This window comes from Promicromonospora umidemergens (assembly GCF_024171995.1).
Taxonomy (GTDB): domain Bacteria; phylum Actinomycetota; class Actinomycetes; order Actinomycetales; family Cellulomonadaceae; genus Promicromonospora; species Promicromonospora umidemergens.
Window position 1 is genome coordinate 87,465 of the sequence record NZ_JAMTCT010000005.1, and the last position, 15,067, is coordinate 102,531.

13 protein-coding genes are annotated in these 15,067 nt (G+C 71.7%); 12 read left to right on the forward strand and 1 reads right to left on the reverse strand.

Going from position 1 to position 15,067, the window contains the following annotated elements:
• Positions 1-71: 71 nt before the first annotated feature.
• The 6 genes from APR04_RS10570 (at position 72) to APR04_RS10595 (ending at position 7,425) form a co-directional block, all read left to right on the forward strand.
• Positions 72-1,994 (forward strand): beta-N-acetylhexosaminidase, encoded by a 1,923-nt coding sequence (locus tag APR04_RS10570; protein WP_253869899.1) that lies wholly within the window; start codon positions 72-74, stop codon positions 1,992-1,994.
• Complete coding sequence (locus APR04_RS10575; protein ID WP_253869902.1) at positions 1,991-3,586, forward strand: N-acyl-D-amino-acid deacylase family protein; 1,596 nt, start codon at positions 1,991-1,993, stop codon at positions 3,584-3,586. Before APR04_RS10570 ends, APR04_RS10575 begins: the two co-directional genes overlap by 4 nt.
• A gap of 107 nt (positions 3,587-3,693) precedes the next feature.
• Positions 3,694-4,911, forward strand: coding sequence for an alanine racemase (locus tag APR04_RS10580; RefSeq protein ID WP_253869905.1), 1,218 nt, complete (start codon positions 3,694-3,696; stop codon positions 4,909-4,911).
• 67 nt (positions 4,912-4,978) lie between these two features.
• Positions 4,979-5,383, forward strand: a complete 405-nt coding sequence (locus tag APR04_RS10585) for a RidA family protein (RefSeq protein WP_253869908.1) — start codon at positions 4,979-4,981, stop codon at positions 5,381-5,383.
• A 52-nt stretch (positions 5,384-5,435) separates the two neighbouring features.
• The gene (locus APR04_RS10590) at positions 5,436-6,686 is read left to right on the forward strand and encodes an MFS transporter (protein WP_253869910.1); all 1,251 of its coding nucleotides are present in this window, start codon (positions 5,436-5,438) and stop codon (positions 6,684-6,686) included.
• On the forward strand, positions 6,679-7,425 hold the full coding sequence (locus APR04_RS10595; RefSeq protein ID WP_253869912.1) for a MerR family transcriptional regulator: 747 nt from the start codon (positions 6,679-6,681) through the stop codon (positions 7,423-7,425). Before APR04_RS10590 ends, APR04_RS10595 begins: the two co-directional genes overlap by 8 nt.
• Before the next feature lie 33 nt (positions 7,426-7,458).
• Here the strand turns inward: APR04_RS10595 and APR04_RS10600 are convergent, their stop codons facing one another.
• Positions 7,459-8,442 carry a DUF4349 domain-containing protein gene (locus tag APR04_RS10600; protein WP_253869914.1) on the reverse strand — a complete coding sequence of 328 codons (984 nt, stop codon included), beginning with the start codon at positions 8,440-8,442 and terminating at the stop codon, positions 7,459-7,461.
• A 307-nt stretch (positions 8,443-8,749) separates the two neighbouring features.
• Between APR04_RS10600 and APR04_RS10605 the strand changes: the two genes are divergently transcribed.
• From APR04_RS10605 to nagB, 6 genes are all read left to right on the forward strand, one after another.
• Positions 8,750-9,904: an ROK family transcriptional regulator gene (locus APR04_RS10605; protein ID WP_253869917.1), complete on the forward strand. Its 1,155-nt coding sequence runs from the start codon at positions 8,750-8,752 to the stop codon at positions 9,902-9,904.
• 102 nt (positions 9,905-10,006) lie between these two features.
• A complete protein-coding gene (locus APR04_RS10610; protein ID WP_253869920.1) occupies positions 10,007-11,299 on the forward strand; it encodes an extracellular solute-binding protein in 1,293 nt (430 codons plus the stop codon).
• Positions 11,300-11,435: 136 nt separating this feature from the next.
• On the forward strand, positions 11,436-12,383 hold the full coding sequence (locus tag APR04_RS10615) for a carbohydrate ABC transporter permease (RefSeq protein ID WP_253869923.1): 948 nt from the start codon (positions 11,436-11,438) through the stop codon (positions 12,381-12,383).
• On the forward strand, positions 12,380-13,231 hold the full coding sequence (locus tag APR04_RS10620; protein WP_253869926.1) for a carbohydrate ABC transporter permease: 852 nt from the start codon (positions 12,380-12,382) through the stop codon (positions 13,229-13,231). The genes APR04_RS10615 and APR04_RS10620 overlap by 4 nt, the downstream gene beginning before the upstream one ends.
• A complete protein-coding gene (locus APR04_RS10625) occupies positions 13,231-14,283 on the forward strand; it encodes an ROK family protein (protein ID WP_308292341.1) in 1,053 nt (350 codons plus the stop codon). The genes APR04_RS10620 and APR04_RS10625 overlap by 1 nt, the downstream gene beginning before the upstream one ends.
• Positions 14,283-15,065 carry a glucosamine-6-phosphate deaminase gene (nagB, locus tag APR04_RS10630; protein ID WP_253869929.1) on the forward strand — a complete coding sequence of 261 codons (783 nt, stop codon included), beginning with the start codon at positions 14,283-14,285 and terminating at the stop codon, positions 15,063-15,065. Before APR04_RS10625 ends, nagB begins: the two co-directional genes overlap by 1 nt.
• The last annotated feature ends 2 nt before the right edge of the window (positions 15,066-15,067 follow it).

Below are 15,067 nucleotides of genomic sequence, written 5' to 3' on the forward strand. Positions count from 1 at the left end.
TCCGAGATCCGGGACGAGGTGGAGCGCGCGGTCCCAGGGACCGCGCGCTCTCGCCGCGTTAGGGTGACGCCGTGCACTACCCCCGAGACCCTTGCCTCGTCCCAAAGCCTGCGTCGACGCAGGTGCGGGGCGGCTCGGTGATGATCGAGGACGGCGCGCGGGTCATGAGCGACCCCGCGCTGCGGCCTGCCGCGCGCTGGTGGCGCCGCGTCACGGAGGAGGCTTTCGGCCTTGACCTGGTGCCATCGGTCGCCGACGAGGTCGCAGACAAGGGCGCCGACCCTCGGACGGGCTCAGGACAGGGCGTCGTCTTCGCCCTCGCTGCCGACCTGTCGGTCGGGGGCTACCGGATCGATGTGCGCCCGGCAGCGTCGGACAGCGCGGAGCCCGCCGGCGCGGTGTCGGGCACCGTGCACGTCGAGGCCGCGGACCTCGCCGGTGCGCATGCCGCCGCGCAGACCCTGCGCCAGCTCGCCGGACCGGTGGCCTACCGCCGCGCGGCCGCGGCCTTCCGCGGCCCGGCGGGCGGTCGGCCCGGTGCACCGGGGCCTGCCCCGTCAGGTGGCTCGTTCGAGCTCCCGGCAGTGCGCATCGAGGACCACCCCCGCTTCGAGTGGCGCGGCGTGCTGCTCGACGTCGCACGCCATTTCCTGCCCAAGCACGACGTGCTCCGGTTCATCGACCTCGCAGCCGCCCACCGGCTGAACGTGCTGCAGCTGCACCTCACCGACGACCAGGGCTGGCGCATGCAGGTCAACCGCTACCCGGAGCTGACCAGGACCGGCGCGTGGCGCCGTGAGTCGACGGTCGGCACTTGGCGCACCGGCTCGCGGGACGGCCGCCCGCACGGCGGGTTCTACACGCAGGACGACCTGCGCGAGATCGTGGCCTTCGCCCGCGACCGGGACATCACCGTGGTCCCGGAGATCGACGTCCCTGGCCACGTCGAGGCGGCCGTCGCCGCCTACCCGGAGCTCGGGACGCGCAAGGACCGCAGCGGGGTCCGCACCACGTGGGGCATCAGCCAGGACGTGCTCGACCCGTCCGAGGGGTCCCTCGCGTTCTTCCGCCACGTGCTGGACGAGGTCTTCGACGTCTTCGACACGCCATGGATCGGCCTCGGCGGCGACGAGGTGCCGCCCACCCTGTGGCGCGGGTCGCCCCACATCGTCGAGCGCGCCAGGTCGCTGGGGCTGGTCGGCGCGGACCCCTCGACCCCGGACGTGGCGCAGCTGCACGGCTGGTTCGTCGCCCGCCTCGCGGAGCACGTGTCCGACGCCGGCCGCCGTGCCGTGGTCTGGGACGAGGCGATGTCGCCCATGCTGCCGCGCGACGCGATAGTCACGTCCTGGCGCGGCTACGCCCAGGGTGCGGCCGCGCTCGAGTCCGGGTACGACGTCGTCATGGCACCAGAGCAGGCCGTCTACCTCGACCACCGCGCCGGTGAGCATCCGGCGGAGCCGATCCCGGTCGGCTTCCTCCGCACGGTCGAGGACGTCCTGTCCTTCGAGCCCCTCCCGGCCTCGTTGAGTGCTGGCGACCTGCCGGGTCAGCGGGCCTCGACGCAACGGACAGCCGGCACGCGACGAGGACCCGGGCGTCTGCTCGGCACGCAGGCGCAGGTCTGGACCGAGCACCTCGACAGCGCGCGGCGCGTCGACTACGCGACCTTTCCCCGGCTGGCGGCCTTCGCGGAGGTCGCCTGGTCGCAGCAGGCCGACCGGGCACCGGGGTCCGCGGCATCGAGGGAGTTCCTGGACCGCCTGGAGCGGCAGCACCTGCCGCGCCTCGACGCGTACGGCGTCGAGTACCGGCCGCTCGCCGGGCCGCACCCGTGGCAGACCCGCCCCGGCGTCGACGGCTACCCCCGAGACCTGGCGGCGGAGACCGCCGTCGGCGGCTGGGCAGGGATCGGCGGCTGGCGCGAGGACGGCGGCGTCGAGAACCGGCCCACCGAAGCCCCCGACACCGAGACCTCGGAGAGTGACGCATGACCGGCACGATCCTGATCCGCGGCGCCCGGGTGCCGCAGCCTGACGGCACCGTGTCCGAGCCGGTGGACCTGCACGTCGCGCGCGGCAGGCTCGCCGCGATCACCAGCCCGGGTACGCGCCCCGCCGTCGGGCAGGACGTCCTCGAGCGCGACGTCCGGACGCTCGACGCGCATGGCCGGGTGGCGATGCCAGGGTTCGTGGACGCGCACACGCACGCGGAGGCCGCCGTCTTCGAGCCGGAGGTGCAGCTCGCCATGCTGCGCCAGGGCATCACCACGGTAGTGACGGGGCAGGACGGCGTCTCGTTCGCCCCGGGCGACCGCGCGACCTACGACTGGGCGAGCACGTACTTCGCCGCCATCAACGGGGTGCACCCCACGTTCGACGGCGGGTCCGTCGGTGATCTGCTGGGCACGTACCACCGCACCGTCCCGGTGAACGTCGCGTACCTCGCCCCGCACGGCACCCTGCGCTACCGGGTGCTCGGAGCCGCGCAGCGCCCGGCGTCCGACGACGAGGTGGCCGCGATGGTGGGCCTGCTGGAGCAGGCCCTGGACGACGGCGCCTGCGGGTTCTCGACCGGTCTCGAGTACGTGCCCGCCGCCTATGCCGACGAGCGCGAGCTCGTGGCGCTCGCGAAGGTGGCGGCCGCGCGAGGGCTGCCGCACGTGAGCCACATGCGCGGGTACGAGGACCGGGGCGTCGCCGGACTCGACGAGCTGGTGCGGATCGCCCGCGCGTCCGGCGTCGCGACGCACGTGTCCCACCTGCACGGCCCCGCGGACGAGCTCCTGGAACGCGTCGGGGCGGCGCGCGCCGGGGGGCTCGACGTCACCTACGACTCCTACCCGTACCTGCGCGGATGTTCCATCCTGTCGATGGTCGCCCTGCCGACGTGGCTGCCGCTGGCCGACGCCGCCGCGACCGTCGAGGCCCTGCGCGACCCCGCGACGGCTGCTCGGCTGGGCGAACACTTCGCCGGCCTGACCGACCTCTGGCCCCGCATCACGTTCGCGTCCGTCCCCGGCCTGGAGTGGGCGGAGGGCATGACCCTGCCCGACGTCGCCGCGCGGCTCGGGCGCTCGGCCCCCGACACGGTGATCGAGGTGCTCACGACGACCGCGCTGCGTGCGAGCTGCGTGTTCGCGCAGCCGCCGACGAACTCGGCCGGGTCCGTCCACGCGCTGGCCGGGTACGAGGCGCACCTGGCGGGCTCGGACGCCATCTACTGGGGCGGACGGCCGCACCCGCGCGGCTGGGGCGCCTTCGCCCGGCTGCTCGACGAGCACGTGCGGCGTGGGTCGTGGACCTGGTGGGACGCGGCCGAGCACCTGTCGGCCCGTGCCGCGCGCCGGTTCGCCCTGGCGGGCCGCGGGGAGATCGTGCCGGGTGGCGTCGCCGACATCGCGCTCGTCGACCCCGGCCAGGTCCGCTCCGATGCGACCTACGAGGAGCCACGCACACCGGCGACGGGCATCGAGGACGTGCTCGTCGGCGGGGTGCCGGTGCTGGCGGCGGGCAGGCTCACCGGTGCGACGCCGGGCCGGGGCCTGCGGCCGGCGGCACGCCCCGCGCTCTCCTTCGAGACCTAAGTTTCTTCGCTTTCCGGGGCCGGAAAGCGAAGAAACTTAGGTCTCGAAGAGGAGAGAGCAGCGGGCGACACGTGCGTAGGAGGCCGGGGACACGGCAGGATGTGGGTGTGCTGCGCATCGACGACCCCACGTTCACCTGGCCCCTGCTGACCCTCGACGAGGCGGCGCTGGACCACAACATCGCGACCGTGGCTCGCGTGCTGGCCGAGGGCGGGGTGGAGCACGCGCCGCACGTGAAGACGCACATGTCCCGCGAGATCTGGCAGCGGCAGGCCGCTGTCGGGTCGTGGGGCGCCACCGTCGCGACACCCGCGCAGCTCCGCACGATGCTCGGCTGGGGCGTCCCGGGCGCCGGACGCCGTGCCTTCCTCGCCAACGAGCTGGTCGACCCCCGCGACGTCGCCTGGCTGCGCGCGGCACTCACCGACGGCACCGCCGGCCGGGCCGCCGACGAGGTCTGGGTGTATGTGGACTCCGTCCGGGGGATCGACCTGCTCGCCGCGGGTTTCGCCGACGCCGCGCCCGAGGACGCCGCACGGCTGGGCGTGCTCGTGGAGCTCGGTGTGCCCGGGGGCCGCACCGGGGTGCGCACGGTGCCCGACGCGGTGACCCTCGCGGGCCGGGTGCACGACGCCGGCCTGCGGCTGGTCGGCGTCGCCGGCTACGAGGGGCCGGTGGCGGGCGGCACCAGCTCCGACGAGCTGGCCGCCGTCGGCCGGTGGTGCGACCAGCTGCGCGAGGTCGCCGCCGGGATCGCGGGGCTCGTGGCGGGGCCGGTCGTGCTGAGCGCGGGCGGCAGCGCCTTCGCCGACGTCGTCACCCGGCGCCTCGCGGTACCGGTCCAGGACGCGGCGGGCGAGACCGTGCCGACCCGAGCGGTCGTGCGGTCCGGCGCGTACGTGACCCACGACCACGGGCACTACCTGCGCACCGACCCGTGGACGCGGCTGGGTGCGCCGGCGCTGCGCCCCGCGATCACGGTCTGGGCCTCCGTGCTGTCCGCGCCGGAGCCCGGGCTCGTCATCTGCGGCATGGGACGCAGGGACGTGTCGTTCGACATCGACCTGCCGACGCCGCTCGTCGCGCGCGCCGTCGACGCGGCGGGCCGCCTCGGCGAGGCCCGTGAGCTGACCGGCGTGCGCGTGACCGCGCTCAACGACCAGCACGCCTACCTCGCCGTCGAGCCGGTGAGCGAGGGGGCGCTCCGGCCGGGCGACGTCATCGGGTTCGGCATCTCGCACCCGTGCACCACGTTCGACAAGTACCGCACCGCCCTGGTGACCCGCGGCGACGAGGTCGCCGAGCAGGTCACGCTCGACTTCTGAGCCGGCAGACCCACCTGACGTACCCGACGTACCTGACCCACCGCACGACCCGAGCAAGGAGAACCCGATGACCGCGAAGACCGCCATCTCCACCCCGGACGCCCCGGCGCCCGCGCACACGTTCCACCAGGGCGTACGCAAGGGGCCGTTCGTCCAGGTCTCCGGGCAGGGCCCCACGGACCCGGCGACGGGGGAGTACGTGCACCTCGGCGACGTCGCCGCGCAGACCACGCGCACGCTGGAGAACGTGCGGGCGATCGTCGAGGCCGGCGGCGCGATGTTCGACGACGTCGTGATGCTGCGCGTCTACCTGCTCGAGCGCGAGGACTTCGCGCCGATGAACGAGGCCTACGGCGAGTTCGTGACGAAGCACTGCCCGAGCGGCGTGCTGCCGAGCCGGACCACCGTGTTCGTGGGTCTGCCGCGCGAGGAGATGCTGGTCGAGATCGACGCGCTGGCGATCACCGACTGAGTGCGGCCGGCGGGCTTGACCCCGCCCCTACGTGATGGTTCTGACTGTCTCCATGAGGCTCATTCCCGTCGCGTACCTGTCGTCCTACCTGCTCTCGCTGCTGGGGAACTCCATCGCGGGAGTCGCGTTCCCGCTGATCGTCCTCCAGATCACCGGGAGCGCCCTTGGCGCCGGCACGGTGGCCGCGGCGACCGCCGTGCCCGCCGTGCTCGCCGGCCTGGTCATGGGCGTCGTGATCGACCGGATCAATCGCCGCACCTCGTCCGTCGTCACGGACCTGGTGTCGGCGGTCTCGGTGGCCGCGCTGCCCGTCGTCGACATGGTCTCTGGCCTGAGCCTTGGCTGGTTCATCCTGTTCGGGATCATCGGGTCGCTCGGCGACGTGCCTGGAATGACGGCTCGTGATGCCCTGCTGCCCGCGATCGTGCGCCACGGCGGGATCAGCTCCGAACGGCTGGTCGGCATCAGGGAGGGGCTCGGTGCGGTCGCGCTGCTGCTGGGTCCGGCGGTGGCCGGAACCCTGATGGTGCTCTTCGACGGCTCGACCGTCCTGTGGATCACGGCGGCGACCTCGCTGCTCGCTGCCCTGCTGACCCTGTTGATCCCGCACCGGGTGGGAGAGGTCGTCGTCGAACGTGACCTCGTCCCGCCGGGCAGCGGCTGGGCGCAGCTCCGCGACGGCTGGCAGGTGCTGCTGCGCAGCCCGTTCCTGATCGCCACGACGGCGCTCACCGTGGTCTCGGTGCTGGTCCTGGCCTCGTTGCAAGGCCTGGTCCTGCCGGTCTGGTTCACCCAGATCGACCAGCCAGGGATGCTGGGCTTCGTCCTGACCGCCCTCGCCGCCGGGATGCTCGTTGGTGCCGGGGTCTATGCGGGCGCCGGTGCGCGCGGGGCACGCAGGACCTGGTTCCTCACCGGGCTCGTCGGGACGACGGTCGGGTTCGGTGTCGTCGCCACGCTGTCCTCGGTGTGGGTGGTCCTCGCGGGTGCCTTCGTGGTCGGGCTCTCCAGCGGGCTGTTCGGCAGCCTGATGGGGGTGCTCATGATCGAGCGCATCCCCGAGCGGATGCGCGGACGGATCATGGGCACGCAGAATGCGGTCATGACTGCCGCTCCGCCGGTCGGGCTGCTTGCCGCCGCCGTGCTGACCGAGTACATCAGCGTCGAGGTCGCGGCGATCGCGCTGGCCGGCGTCTGGCTGATCGCCGTCGCCGTCGGCCTGTTCGCGCGGTCTCTGCGCCACCTGGAACCGGAGCCTGCGGCGACGACGGACGACGCGAAGGTGGGGGCGGCACGTGCGTAGCGGCGAGCTGGCCCGCCTCGCCGGAGTCACGGTGCGGGCGCTGCGCCACTACCACGAGGTGGGGGTGCTCGCCGAGCCCCGGCGAGACAGCAACGACTACCGCGACTACGACCTGCACGACCTCGTCCGGCTCCTGCGCATCAAGCGTCTCGCGGCCGTCGGCATACCGCTCGAACGGATGCCGGACCTGCTCGACGACGCGCCCGGCGACACAGGGGCTCTCCTGGACGAGCTGGACGCGGAGCTGGCCGGGCAGATCGACCGGCTGACCAGCCAGCGGGCACTGATCGCCCACCTGCGTGAGCACCGTGTCGCGCCGGACCTCCCGCCGGAGCTGGCACCGTTCGTCGCCATGTTCGCGGCAGCCGACCTCCCGCCGGAGCTGATGCGGTTCGACCGGGACCAGACAGTGCTCCTGGCCCACCTGGTCGGTGAGGCGGCGATGCCGCACCTGACTCGCTTCTACCGACGGATCAGCGATCCCACGATGGTCCCGCTCGTCAGCGCCGTCGTCGGACGGTTCAGCCGGCTGGGCGCTGACAGCACCGACCAGGAGATCTCGTCCGTCGTCGACAGCTTCACGACGACGTTCCACGGGCTGGTCACCGAGTTCGCGGAGCAGGACCTGCTCGACCTCGGCAGCTCCGCCGATCTCGTCAGCGAGCACACGGCGGACCTGCTCAACGAACAGCAGCTGCAGGCGCTCGCGCAGATCGAGGCCCGGTTCGCCGCTCCGTAGGACGAAGGGTCGGTGAGCCGCCCGAGCTCGAGGTCAGGGCTCGACGGGCTCCGGCTCGGCGGTGACCGGCGCCGGTCCGTCGGGCTCGCCCTTGGCGAGCTGCCTGCGCACGCCGACCACCACGAGCAGCACCAGCCCGCCCAGCGCGAGCCACGGGATGATCGCCCCGAGCACCAGGACTACCACGTTGAACGTCTTGACCAGGGCGCTCCAGCCCGCGGACAGGCCACCGAGGAAGCCGCCCGGCTGGGCCTGGGCCGCCGGGGTGCCCTCCGCGACGATCTCGACGTTCAGCGTGGACATCGCGACCTCGTCCGAGAGCCGGCTGCGCTCGGAGACCCGGGAGTCCAGCTCGGCCTGCCGCGTCGCGAGCTCCGCCTCGATCTCGATGAGGTCTGCGGTGCGGTCCGCGTCCGCCAGGAGCTCGCGCAGCCGGTCGGTCGAGGTACGCAGCGCGGCGATCCGGGCGTCGAGGTCCTGTGCGGTGCCGGTGACGTCCACCGTCTCGACATGGCGGTCGCGCACCTCGCCGAGCTTGTCGAGTGCGTCCAGCGTGGCCGAGACCCGGTCGGCGGGGATACGGAGCGTCATCGACGCGCTGCCGGGCTCGTCGTCGGTCCCGGCCCGCTCGTCGCGCGCCTCCACCCTGCCACCGGCTGTCTCGACGAGGTCCGCGATCTGCTCCGCCGCCTCGAACGGGTCCTCGACGGCGAGCGTCGCGTCGCCCGTGGTGATGAGCTCCCGGTTGATCGCTTCCTCAGGAGCCTCTGCGAGGCCGACGGCGCCCGCCGCGCCGGTGACCGCGTCCTCGGCCGAGCCCGGTGCTACCGCCTCGCTGCGCGCGCCGTCGCGGTCGTTGGCCGCCTCCGCCCCGCTGCCGGAATCGCTCGCGCCGCCCCCGGAACAGGCCGCGAGGGTGACCGCGAGGGTCGCCCCGACGGCCGCTGCCAGGAGATGACGGGCGAGTCGGCGAGCGGGCATGCCCACGTCCCCCCTGGCTGACCGGATGCGCTTCATGGGACGAGCGTATGAGGCCGACAGTGCAGGAACCGACCCCACCTGAGAACTGTGATCCCTTTGTGAACTTGCGGGCCCGGTGACCCGATTTTTCATCGGTTTTGCGCTGTTTTTGATCACGCTGCGGTCACGCTGTGCCGATAACGCCAAGGTGGGGCAGTCTCGGGTTCGTCAGGTACGTGAAGTAATCCGAAGACGGCGGCAGAGCGCGTTCGTCGCCCGGCGCAGCGTGAGCCACGTAACAGTCTTGTTACGGGTCAATCCGGGCGATAGACAGGGACTCTGTTAAGGAGGTCTACTAACAAACATGGCGACGACGACAGAGCGGAACGGCACCGGGCGAGGGCTCGGCGCACGCCTGCGCGCGACGTCCAAGGTGCTCCCCGAGCACGCCAGGGCACACAACCGGTCCCTCGTGCTGCAGCACCTCTTCCACGAGGGGCCCACCTCCCGGGCCGATCTCGCCCGAGCGACCTCCCTCACCCGCGTCACCATCTCGGACCTGGTCTCGGTGCTCATCACCGAGGGCCTGGTGGAGGAGCTCGGTACCCGGCCCGGTCAGCGCGTCGGCAAGCCCGCGATCCTGGTGGGCCTGCGGACCGACGCCTACCAGATCGTGGCCGTCGACCTCACCGAGTACGGCCGCATGCGCGGTGCCGTCCTCAGCCTCACCGGCGAGATCGTGGTGCGTCGTCAGCTCGACATCGACGGCCGCACGGGCGACGAGCTGGTCGACCTGCTCACGCGCTTCATCCGTCGGCTCGTGGCCGCCGCGAACCACCCGGTGATCGGCGTCGGCGTCGGTTCGCCCGGCATCGTCGGGCTGGACGGGCGCGTGGTCGAGGCCCCCAACCGCGGGTGGTACGACGTCCCCCTCGCCGAGATCCTTGGCGAGCGCACGGGTCTGCCCGTCCACGTCGCGAACGACGCCAACACGGCGGCGCTCGGCGAGTTCACCTACGGCGGCGGTAGCTCCGGCATGCTCGTGGTCACGGTCGGCGCGGGCGTCGGCGCCGGCGTGGTGGTCGACGGCGTGCGCGTGCACGGGCAGGGCGACGCCGCCGGCGAGATCGGCCACGTCACCGTGGTGGACGACGGGGACGAGTGCGCCTGCGGCCGGACCGGCTGCCTCGAGACCGTCCTGTCCGTGCCGGCGCTGCGGCGCGCGGTCGCGAACAAGAACAAAGAAGATTCCGACGCCGCTCTGGCGTCGGCTGGCCGGGTGCTTGGCGTGACCCTCGCCCCGGTCGTCAGCGCGCTCAACCTCTCGGAGGTGTTGCTGAGCGGTCCCCGCGGACTGCTCGACGGCGCCCTGCGCGAGGCCGCGCTGGACACCATCCGTCAGCGCACGATGCCGGCCATCAACTCTGGCCTGCAGCTGCGGATGGCCGCACTCGACGAGGACGTGGTGCTGGCGGGCGCCGCCGTCCTCGTGCTTTCCGCCCAGCTGGGGGTCTCGTGAGCATCCGTGCGCACGTGTCGGCGGCAGGCGTCTCATCGAGCTTCCACTCGAGTCATCACCACGCACCGCGACACAAAGTCGTATCCCGGGAGGAACACAAACGTGAACAGAAACCGTCTCGTCGGCGCTGCGGCGTCGGCGATCACCCTGACCCTCGCGCTCAGCGCCTGCGGTAACGCGGGCGGCGCAGCGACCGCCGAAGAGACCGGCCCCGGCGAGGTCCGGGTCTGGCTCGTCGGCACCGACACGCCGCCAGAGGCGCGCGACTACCTGAAGAAGACCTTCGAGGAGCAGAACGAGGGCAGCACCCTCGTCATCGAGGAGCAGGCCTGGGACGGCCTGGTCGACAAGTACACGACGGCGCTGGCCGGCTCGGACGCTCCCGACGTGGTCGAGATCGGCAACACCCAGGCCGCCGCGTTCACCGAGGCGGGCTACTTCCGCGAGATCACCGGGGACGAGTTCGAGTCCCTGGGCGGCGACGACCTGCTGCCCGGCTTCGTCGAGGCCGGTGACTGGGAGGGCAAGCACTACGCTCTGCCGTACTACTCGGGCTCGCGCGTCGTCTTCTACTCCGAGCAGGTCCTCGGCGACACCGAGGTGCCGACCACGCTCGACGAGTACGTCGAGACCGCCGTCGACCTGAAGACCGACGACCTGTCCGGCGTCTACTGGCCCGGCCAGGACTGGTACAACGCCCTGCCCTTCATCTGGGAGAACGGCGGCTACGTCGCCGAGCAGGCAGAGGACGGCACCTGGGACGCCGGATTCTCCTCCGAGGGTGGGCTCGCAGGCCTGGAGCAGATCCAGACCATCATGACCGAGGGCAACAACGCCCCGGCCGACGCGCAGGAGACGGACCTGCAGGTGCCGTTCTGCGAGGGCAAGGTCGCCTTCCTCTCGGCGCCGAGCTGGATCCAGTGGTCCATCAACGCTCCGGAGGAGCCGGAGGAGCCGGAGGGCGTGCCGGGCTGTGCTTCCACGTACGGCAAGGACCTCGAGGGCATGGCACTGCCGGGCAAGGACGGCGGCGCCGCGCAGGTGTTCGCCGGCGGTTCGAACATCGCCATCGCGCAGAAGTCGGCCCGTCCGGACCTCGCGATGAGCGCCTACGAGATCCTGCTCAGCGACGAGTACCAGACGATCCTCGCGGGCAACGGGCTGATCCCGGCCAAGACCTCGCTCTTCGAGCAGGTCGACCAGGAGACGTCGATCGGCAAGGCCGCCGTCGAGGCGGCCGCCAACGCGAAGCTCACGCCGGCCTCCCCCAAGTGGGCCGACGTCGAGTCGAAGATGCTCCTGCAGAGCGCCTTCACGAAGATCGCCTCCGGTGACGACGTCAAGGCAGTGGCCGAGCAGCTCGACGCGGACATCGAGGAGATCCTCAACAGCTGACCTCGGTCAGCACGACTTCCCGCCCCGCCCGGTGCGACCCCAGAAGCCCGGGCGGGGCGGGACACCACTGCCCGCCTGATGCTCGCGGCCGCTCTTCCAGGGAGAGGCTGCCGGCCGCTTCCGAGGAAGACAGGACATGAGCTCGACACTTCTCGATCCACCGGCGCCACCTCGCCAGCTGATCCGGCAGAAACGCCGGCGGTCCTACCTGCCCTGGCTACTGCTCTCCGCCACCATGGTCATCCTCGGGGTGATGACGGGGTACCCCGTCGTCCGGCTGCTCGTCATGTCGTTCCAGGAGTACGAGCGCGCTCAGCTCATGGGCGTCCCTGCCGAGTGGGTCGGGTTCGACAACTACGCGGCGGTGCTGACCGACGTCGAGGGCTTCTGGACCGTGTTCGCGCGCAGCTTCGCGCTCATGATCGTCCTCGTCGTCATCACGATGGTGCTCGGCATGCTCGTGGCGCTGCTCATGATCCGCGTCGGCAAGCGCATGCGGCTCCTGATGTCCGTGGGCCTGCTGCTGGCCTGGGCCATGCCGACGCTGGCCGCGACCACCGTGTGGGGCTGGGTGTTCGACACGCAGTACGGCGTGGTGAACAACCTGCTCACCGCCATCACCGGCGACCGATGGTTCGGCTACTCCTGGCTGATCAACCCTTTGTCGTTCTTCGTGATCCTGACCTGCATCGTCGTCTGGGGCGCGGTCCCGTTCGTCGCGTTCACGCTGTACGCGGGGCTCACGCAGGTCCCCGAGGAGGTCATGGAGGCCGCGCAGCTCGACGGCGCGAGCGCGTTCCAGCGCTTCCGGCTCATCCAGGTGCCCTACGTGCGCGGCATCATCACCGTGCTCGTGGTGCTGTCGATGATCTGGGACCTGAAGGTCTTCACGCAGGTGTTCGTGCTGCAGGACATCGGCGGCGACCGCGAGCTGACCAACACCATCGGCGTCTACATCTATCAGACGGGCATGGCACAGGGGCACTACGGGATGGCGAGCGCGATCGGCGTCATCTTCGTGGTCGTCATGCTGACCATCGCCTACCCCTATGTGCGGCGCACGCTGCGGGAGGACGAGCAGTGATCAAGATCCGCAAGCGCCTCGCCGACACCGGCTTCGGTGTCCTCGCCCTGGTCGTCTTCGCCGTCGCGGCCTTCCCTGTGTACTGGATGGTCAGCACGTCGTTCCTGCCGAACAACCGGATCCGCGGGGAGAACCTGGCGTTCTTCCCGACCCCGGACGTGTTCACGCTGGACAACTACCGCACGGCGATGTTCAACGCGCGGGCGCCGTTCCCGCCTGCCGTGCTGAACTCGATCAGCGTCACGTTCCTGACCCTGGTCATCGCCCTGGTCGTGGGCTTCGTCGCGGCGCTCGCCCTCACGCGGTTCCAGTTCAAGGGCCGACGCACCTTCATCGTGCTGATCCTGGTCGTCCAGATGATCCCAGGAGAGGCGATGATCATCTCGATGTACCGGATCATCGACGGCTGGCAGCTGCTCAACACGATCATCGGCTTGACGCTCGTGTACGCGGCCGGCGTGCTGCCGTTCACCATCTGGACGTTGCGCGGATTCGTCAACGGTGTACCCAAGGAGCTGGAGGAGGCGGCGATGATCGACGGGTGTTCCCCTGCCGGTGCCTTCTGGCGGGTCACGTTCCCGCTGCTCGCCCCCGGCCTGGTGGCAACGGGTGTGTTCGCGTTCATCCAGGCGTGGAACGAGTTCGTCACTGCGCTGGTGATCATGCAACGGCCCGATGCGATGACACTGACCCTGTGGCTGCGTACGTTCCTGCAGGCCACGCAGGCCACCAACTGGGGAGCGGTCATGGCAGGGTCGGTGCTCATCGCGATCCCCGCTGTCGTCTTCTTCCTGATCGTCCAGGGTCGGATGACCGGTGGTCTGGTGTCCGGCGCGGTGAAGGGCTGATGGACAGCAAGTCCGGTTCGGGCACGTCCGACCAGGGCGAACCCAGCAAGCGAGAGGTCGGGATGGGAAAGGTCGGCAAGCGGAAGGGGAGCGCCCGGTCCGAGACGGGGCGGGAGCCCGCGTACACGGTCGGCCTCGACATCGGCGGGACGAAGATCCTCGGCGCGCTCCTCGACCCGGAGGGCGAGGTGGTCGGCACGGTGCGCCGGTCCACGGTGCACGGCGCGGACGGGCTGGTGGCGGGCGCGGTGCAGGCGGTGCGAGACGTCGTCGCGTCGGTCGGGGTGGACCTCGCGGACCTGGCCGGCGTCGGGCTGGGTATACCCGGCATCGTCGACCACCGCTGCGGCACCGTGAAGCATGCGGTCAACCTGGGTGTGCACGACGACGAGCTCCCGCTCGCCGAGCTGCTGTCCGCCGAGCTGGGCGGGGTGCCGGTGGTGGTCGAGAACGACCTCAACGTGGCCGCCGTCGGCGCGGCGCACGTGCTGGAGCGTGCGGGTGGGGAACGGGACCACGAGGACCTGGCGTTCCTGGCGCTCGGCACCGGGCTCGCGTCCGGTCTGGTGCTCGACGGGCAGCTGCGCCGCGGCGTGAGCGGTGCGGCGGGCGAGATCGGGCACATCCCCGTGGACCCGCTGGGCCCGGAGTGCACGTGCGGGCAGCGCGGCTGCCTGGAGCGGTTCGCGTCGGGCAAGGCGCTGGAGGCGGCGTGGCCGTCCCGGCACGGGAAGCCGTCGCCTGTGGAGCTGTTCGAGGCGGCGCGCGCAGGCGACCAGGAGGCGATAGTGGTCAAGGACCGGTTCGCCGATGCCACGGCCTCGGCGGTTCGCCTGCTCGTGCTGACCACCGACGTGCGGCACGTGGTGCTCGGCGGCGGTGTGGCACAGCTCGGGACGGAGCTCCTGGATGCCGTGCAGGACGCGCTCCGGAAGCAGGCGAAGGCATCGCCGTTCCTCGGGTCGCTCAAGCTGGCGGAGCGGGTGCGGCTCGCGCCGACCCACGTGCCGGTCGCGGCGGTCGGCGCCGCGGTCCTGGGAAGGAGAAGCTGATGGAGGTCGTGATCGCGCCGGCGGGTGAGCTCGCGCGGCTGGCGGCGGACGCGGTGCAGGGGCTGTTGACGGCGCGGCCCGGTGTGGTGCTGGGGCTGGCGACCGGCTCCTCACCGCTCGCGGTGTACGACGAGCTGGCTCGCCGTCATGCCGAGGAGGGGCTGTCGTTCGCGCGGGCGCGGGCGTTCATGCTCGACGAGTACGTCGGCCTGGCCGCGGACCATCCGCAGCGGTACCGCAACGTGATCGACAAGGAGTTCGCCGCCCGGGTCGACCTCGCCCCGGGCGCGGTGCGGGGCCCGGACGGTCTGGCCGAGGACCTGCCCGCGGCGTGCGCCGCCTACGAGGCGGACATCGCGCAGGCCGGGGGTGTGGACCTGCAGCTCCTCGGGATCGGGACGGACGGGCACATCGCGTTCAACGAGCCCGGTTCCTCGCTCGCGTCCCGCACCCGGATCAAGACCCTGACCCGGCAGACCCGGGAGGACAACGCGCGGTTCTTCGGCGGGTCCGTCGAGCAGGTGCCGCGGCACTGCCTGACCCAGGGCCTTGCCACGATCATGTCCGCGCGGCACCTGGTGCTCCTGGCCTCGGGGCGGGCCAAGGCCGAGGCGGTCCACCAGCTGGTCGAGGGACCGATCTCGGCGATGTGGCCCGCCACCATCATGCAGACCCACCCGCACGCCACGGTCCTGGTCGACGACGCAGCGGCCTCCCGCCTCCAGCTCGCCGACTACTACCGCCAGACCTACGCCGGCAAACCCGACTGGCAAGGGCTGTAGCG

Bases quoted from the DNA above. Each gene is read 5' to 3' on its own strand.
- APR04_RS10625 (WP_308292341.1), top strand. From the start codon at position 13,231: ATGGACAGCAAGTCCGGTTCGGGCACGTCCGACCAGGGCGAACCCAGC.
- APR04_RS10590 (WP_253869910.1), top strand. From the start codon at position 5,436: ATGAGGCTCATTCCCGTCGCGTACCTGTCGTCCTACCTGCTCTCGCTG.
- APR04_RS10615 (WP_253869923.1), top strand. From the start codon at position 11,436: ATGAGCTCGACACTTCTCGATCCACCGGCGCCACCTCGCCAGCTGATC.
- APR04_RS10605 (WP_253869917.1), top strand. From the start codon at position 8,750: ATGGCGACGACGACAGAGCGGAACGGCACCGGGCGAGGGCTCGGCGCA.
- APR04_RS10585 (WP_253869908.1), top strand. From the start codon at position 4,979: ATGACCGCGAAGACCGCCATCTCCACCCCGGACGCCCCGGCGCCCGCG.
- nagB (WP_253869929.1), top strand. From the start codon at position 14,283: ATGGAGGTCGTGATCGCGCCGGCGGGTGAGCTCGCGCGGCTGGCGGCG.
- APR04_RS10600 (WP_253869914.1), bottom strand. From the start codon at position 8,442: ATGAAGCGCATCCGGTCAGCCAGGGGGGACGTGGGCATGCCCGCTCGC.
- APR04_RS10575 (WP_253869902.1), top strand. From the start codon at position 1,991: ATGACCGGCACGATCCTGATCCGCGGCGCCCGGGTGCCGCAGCCTGAC.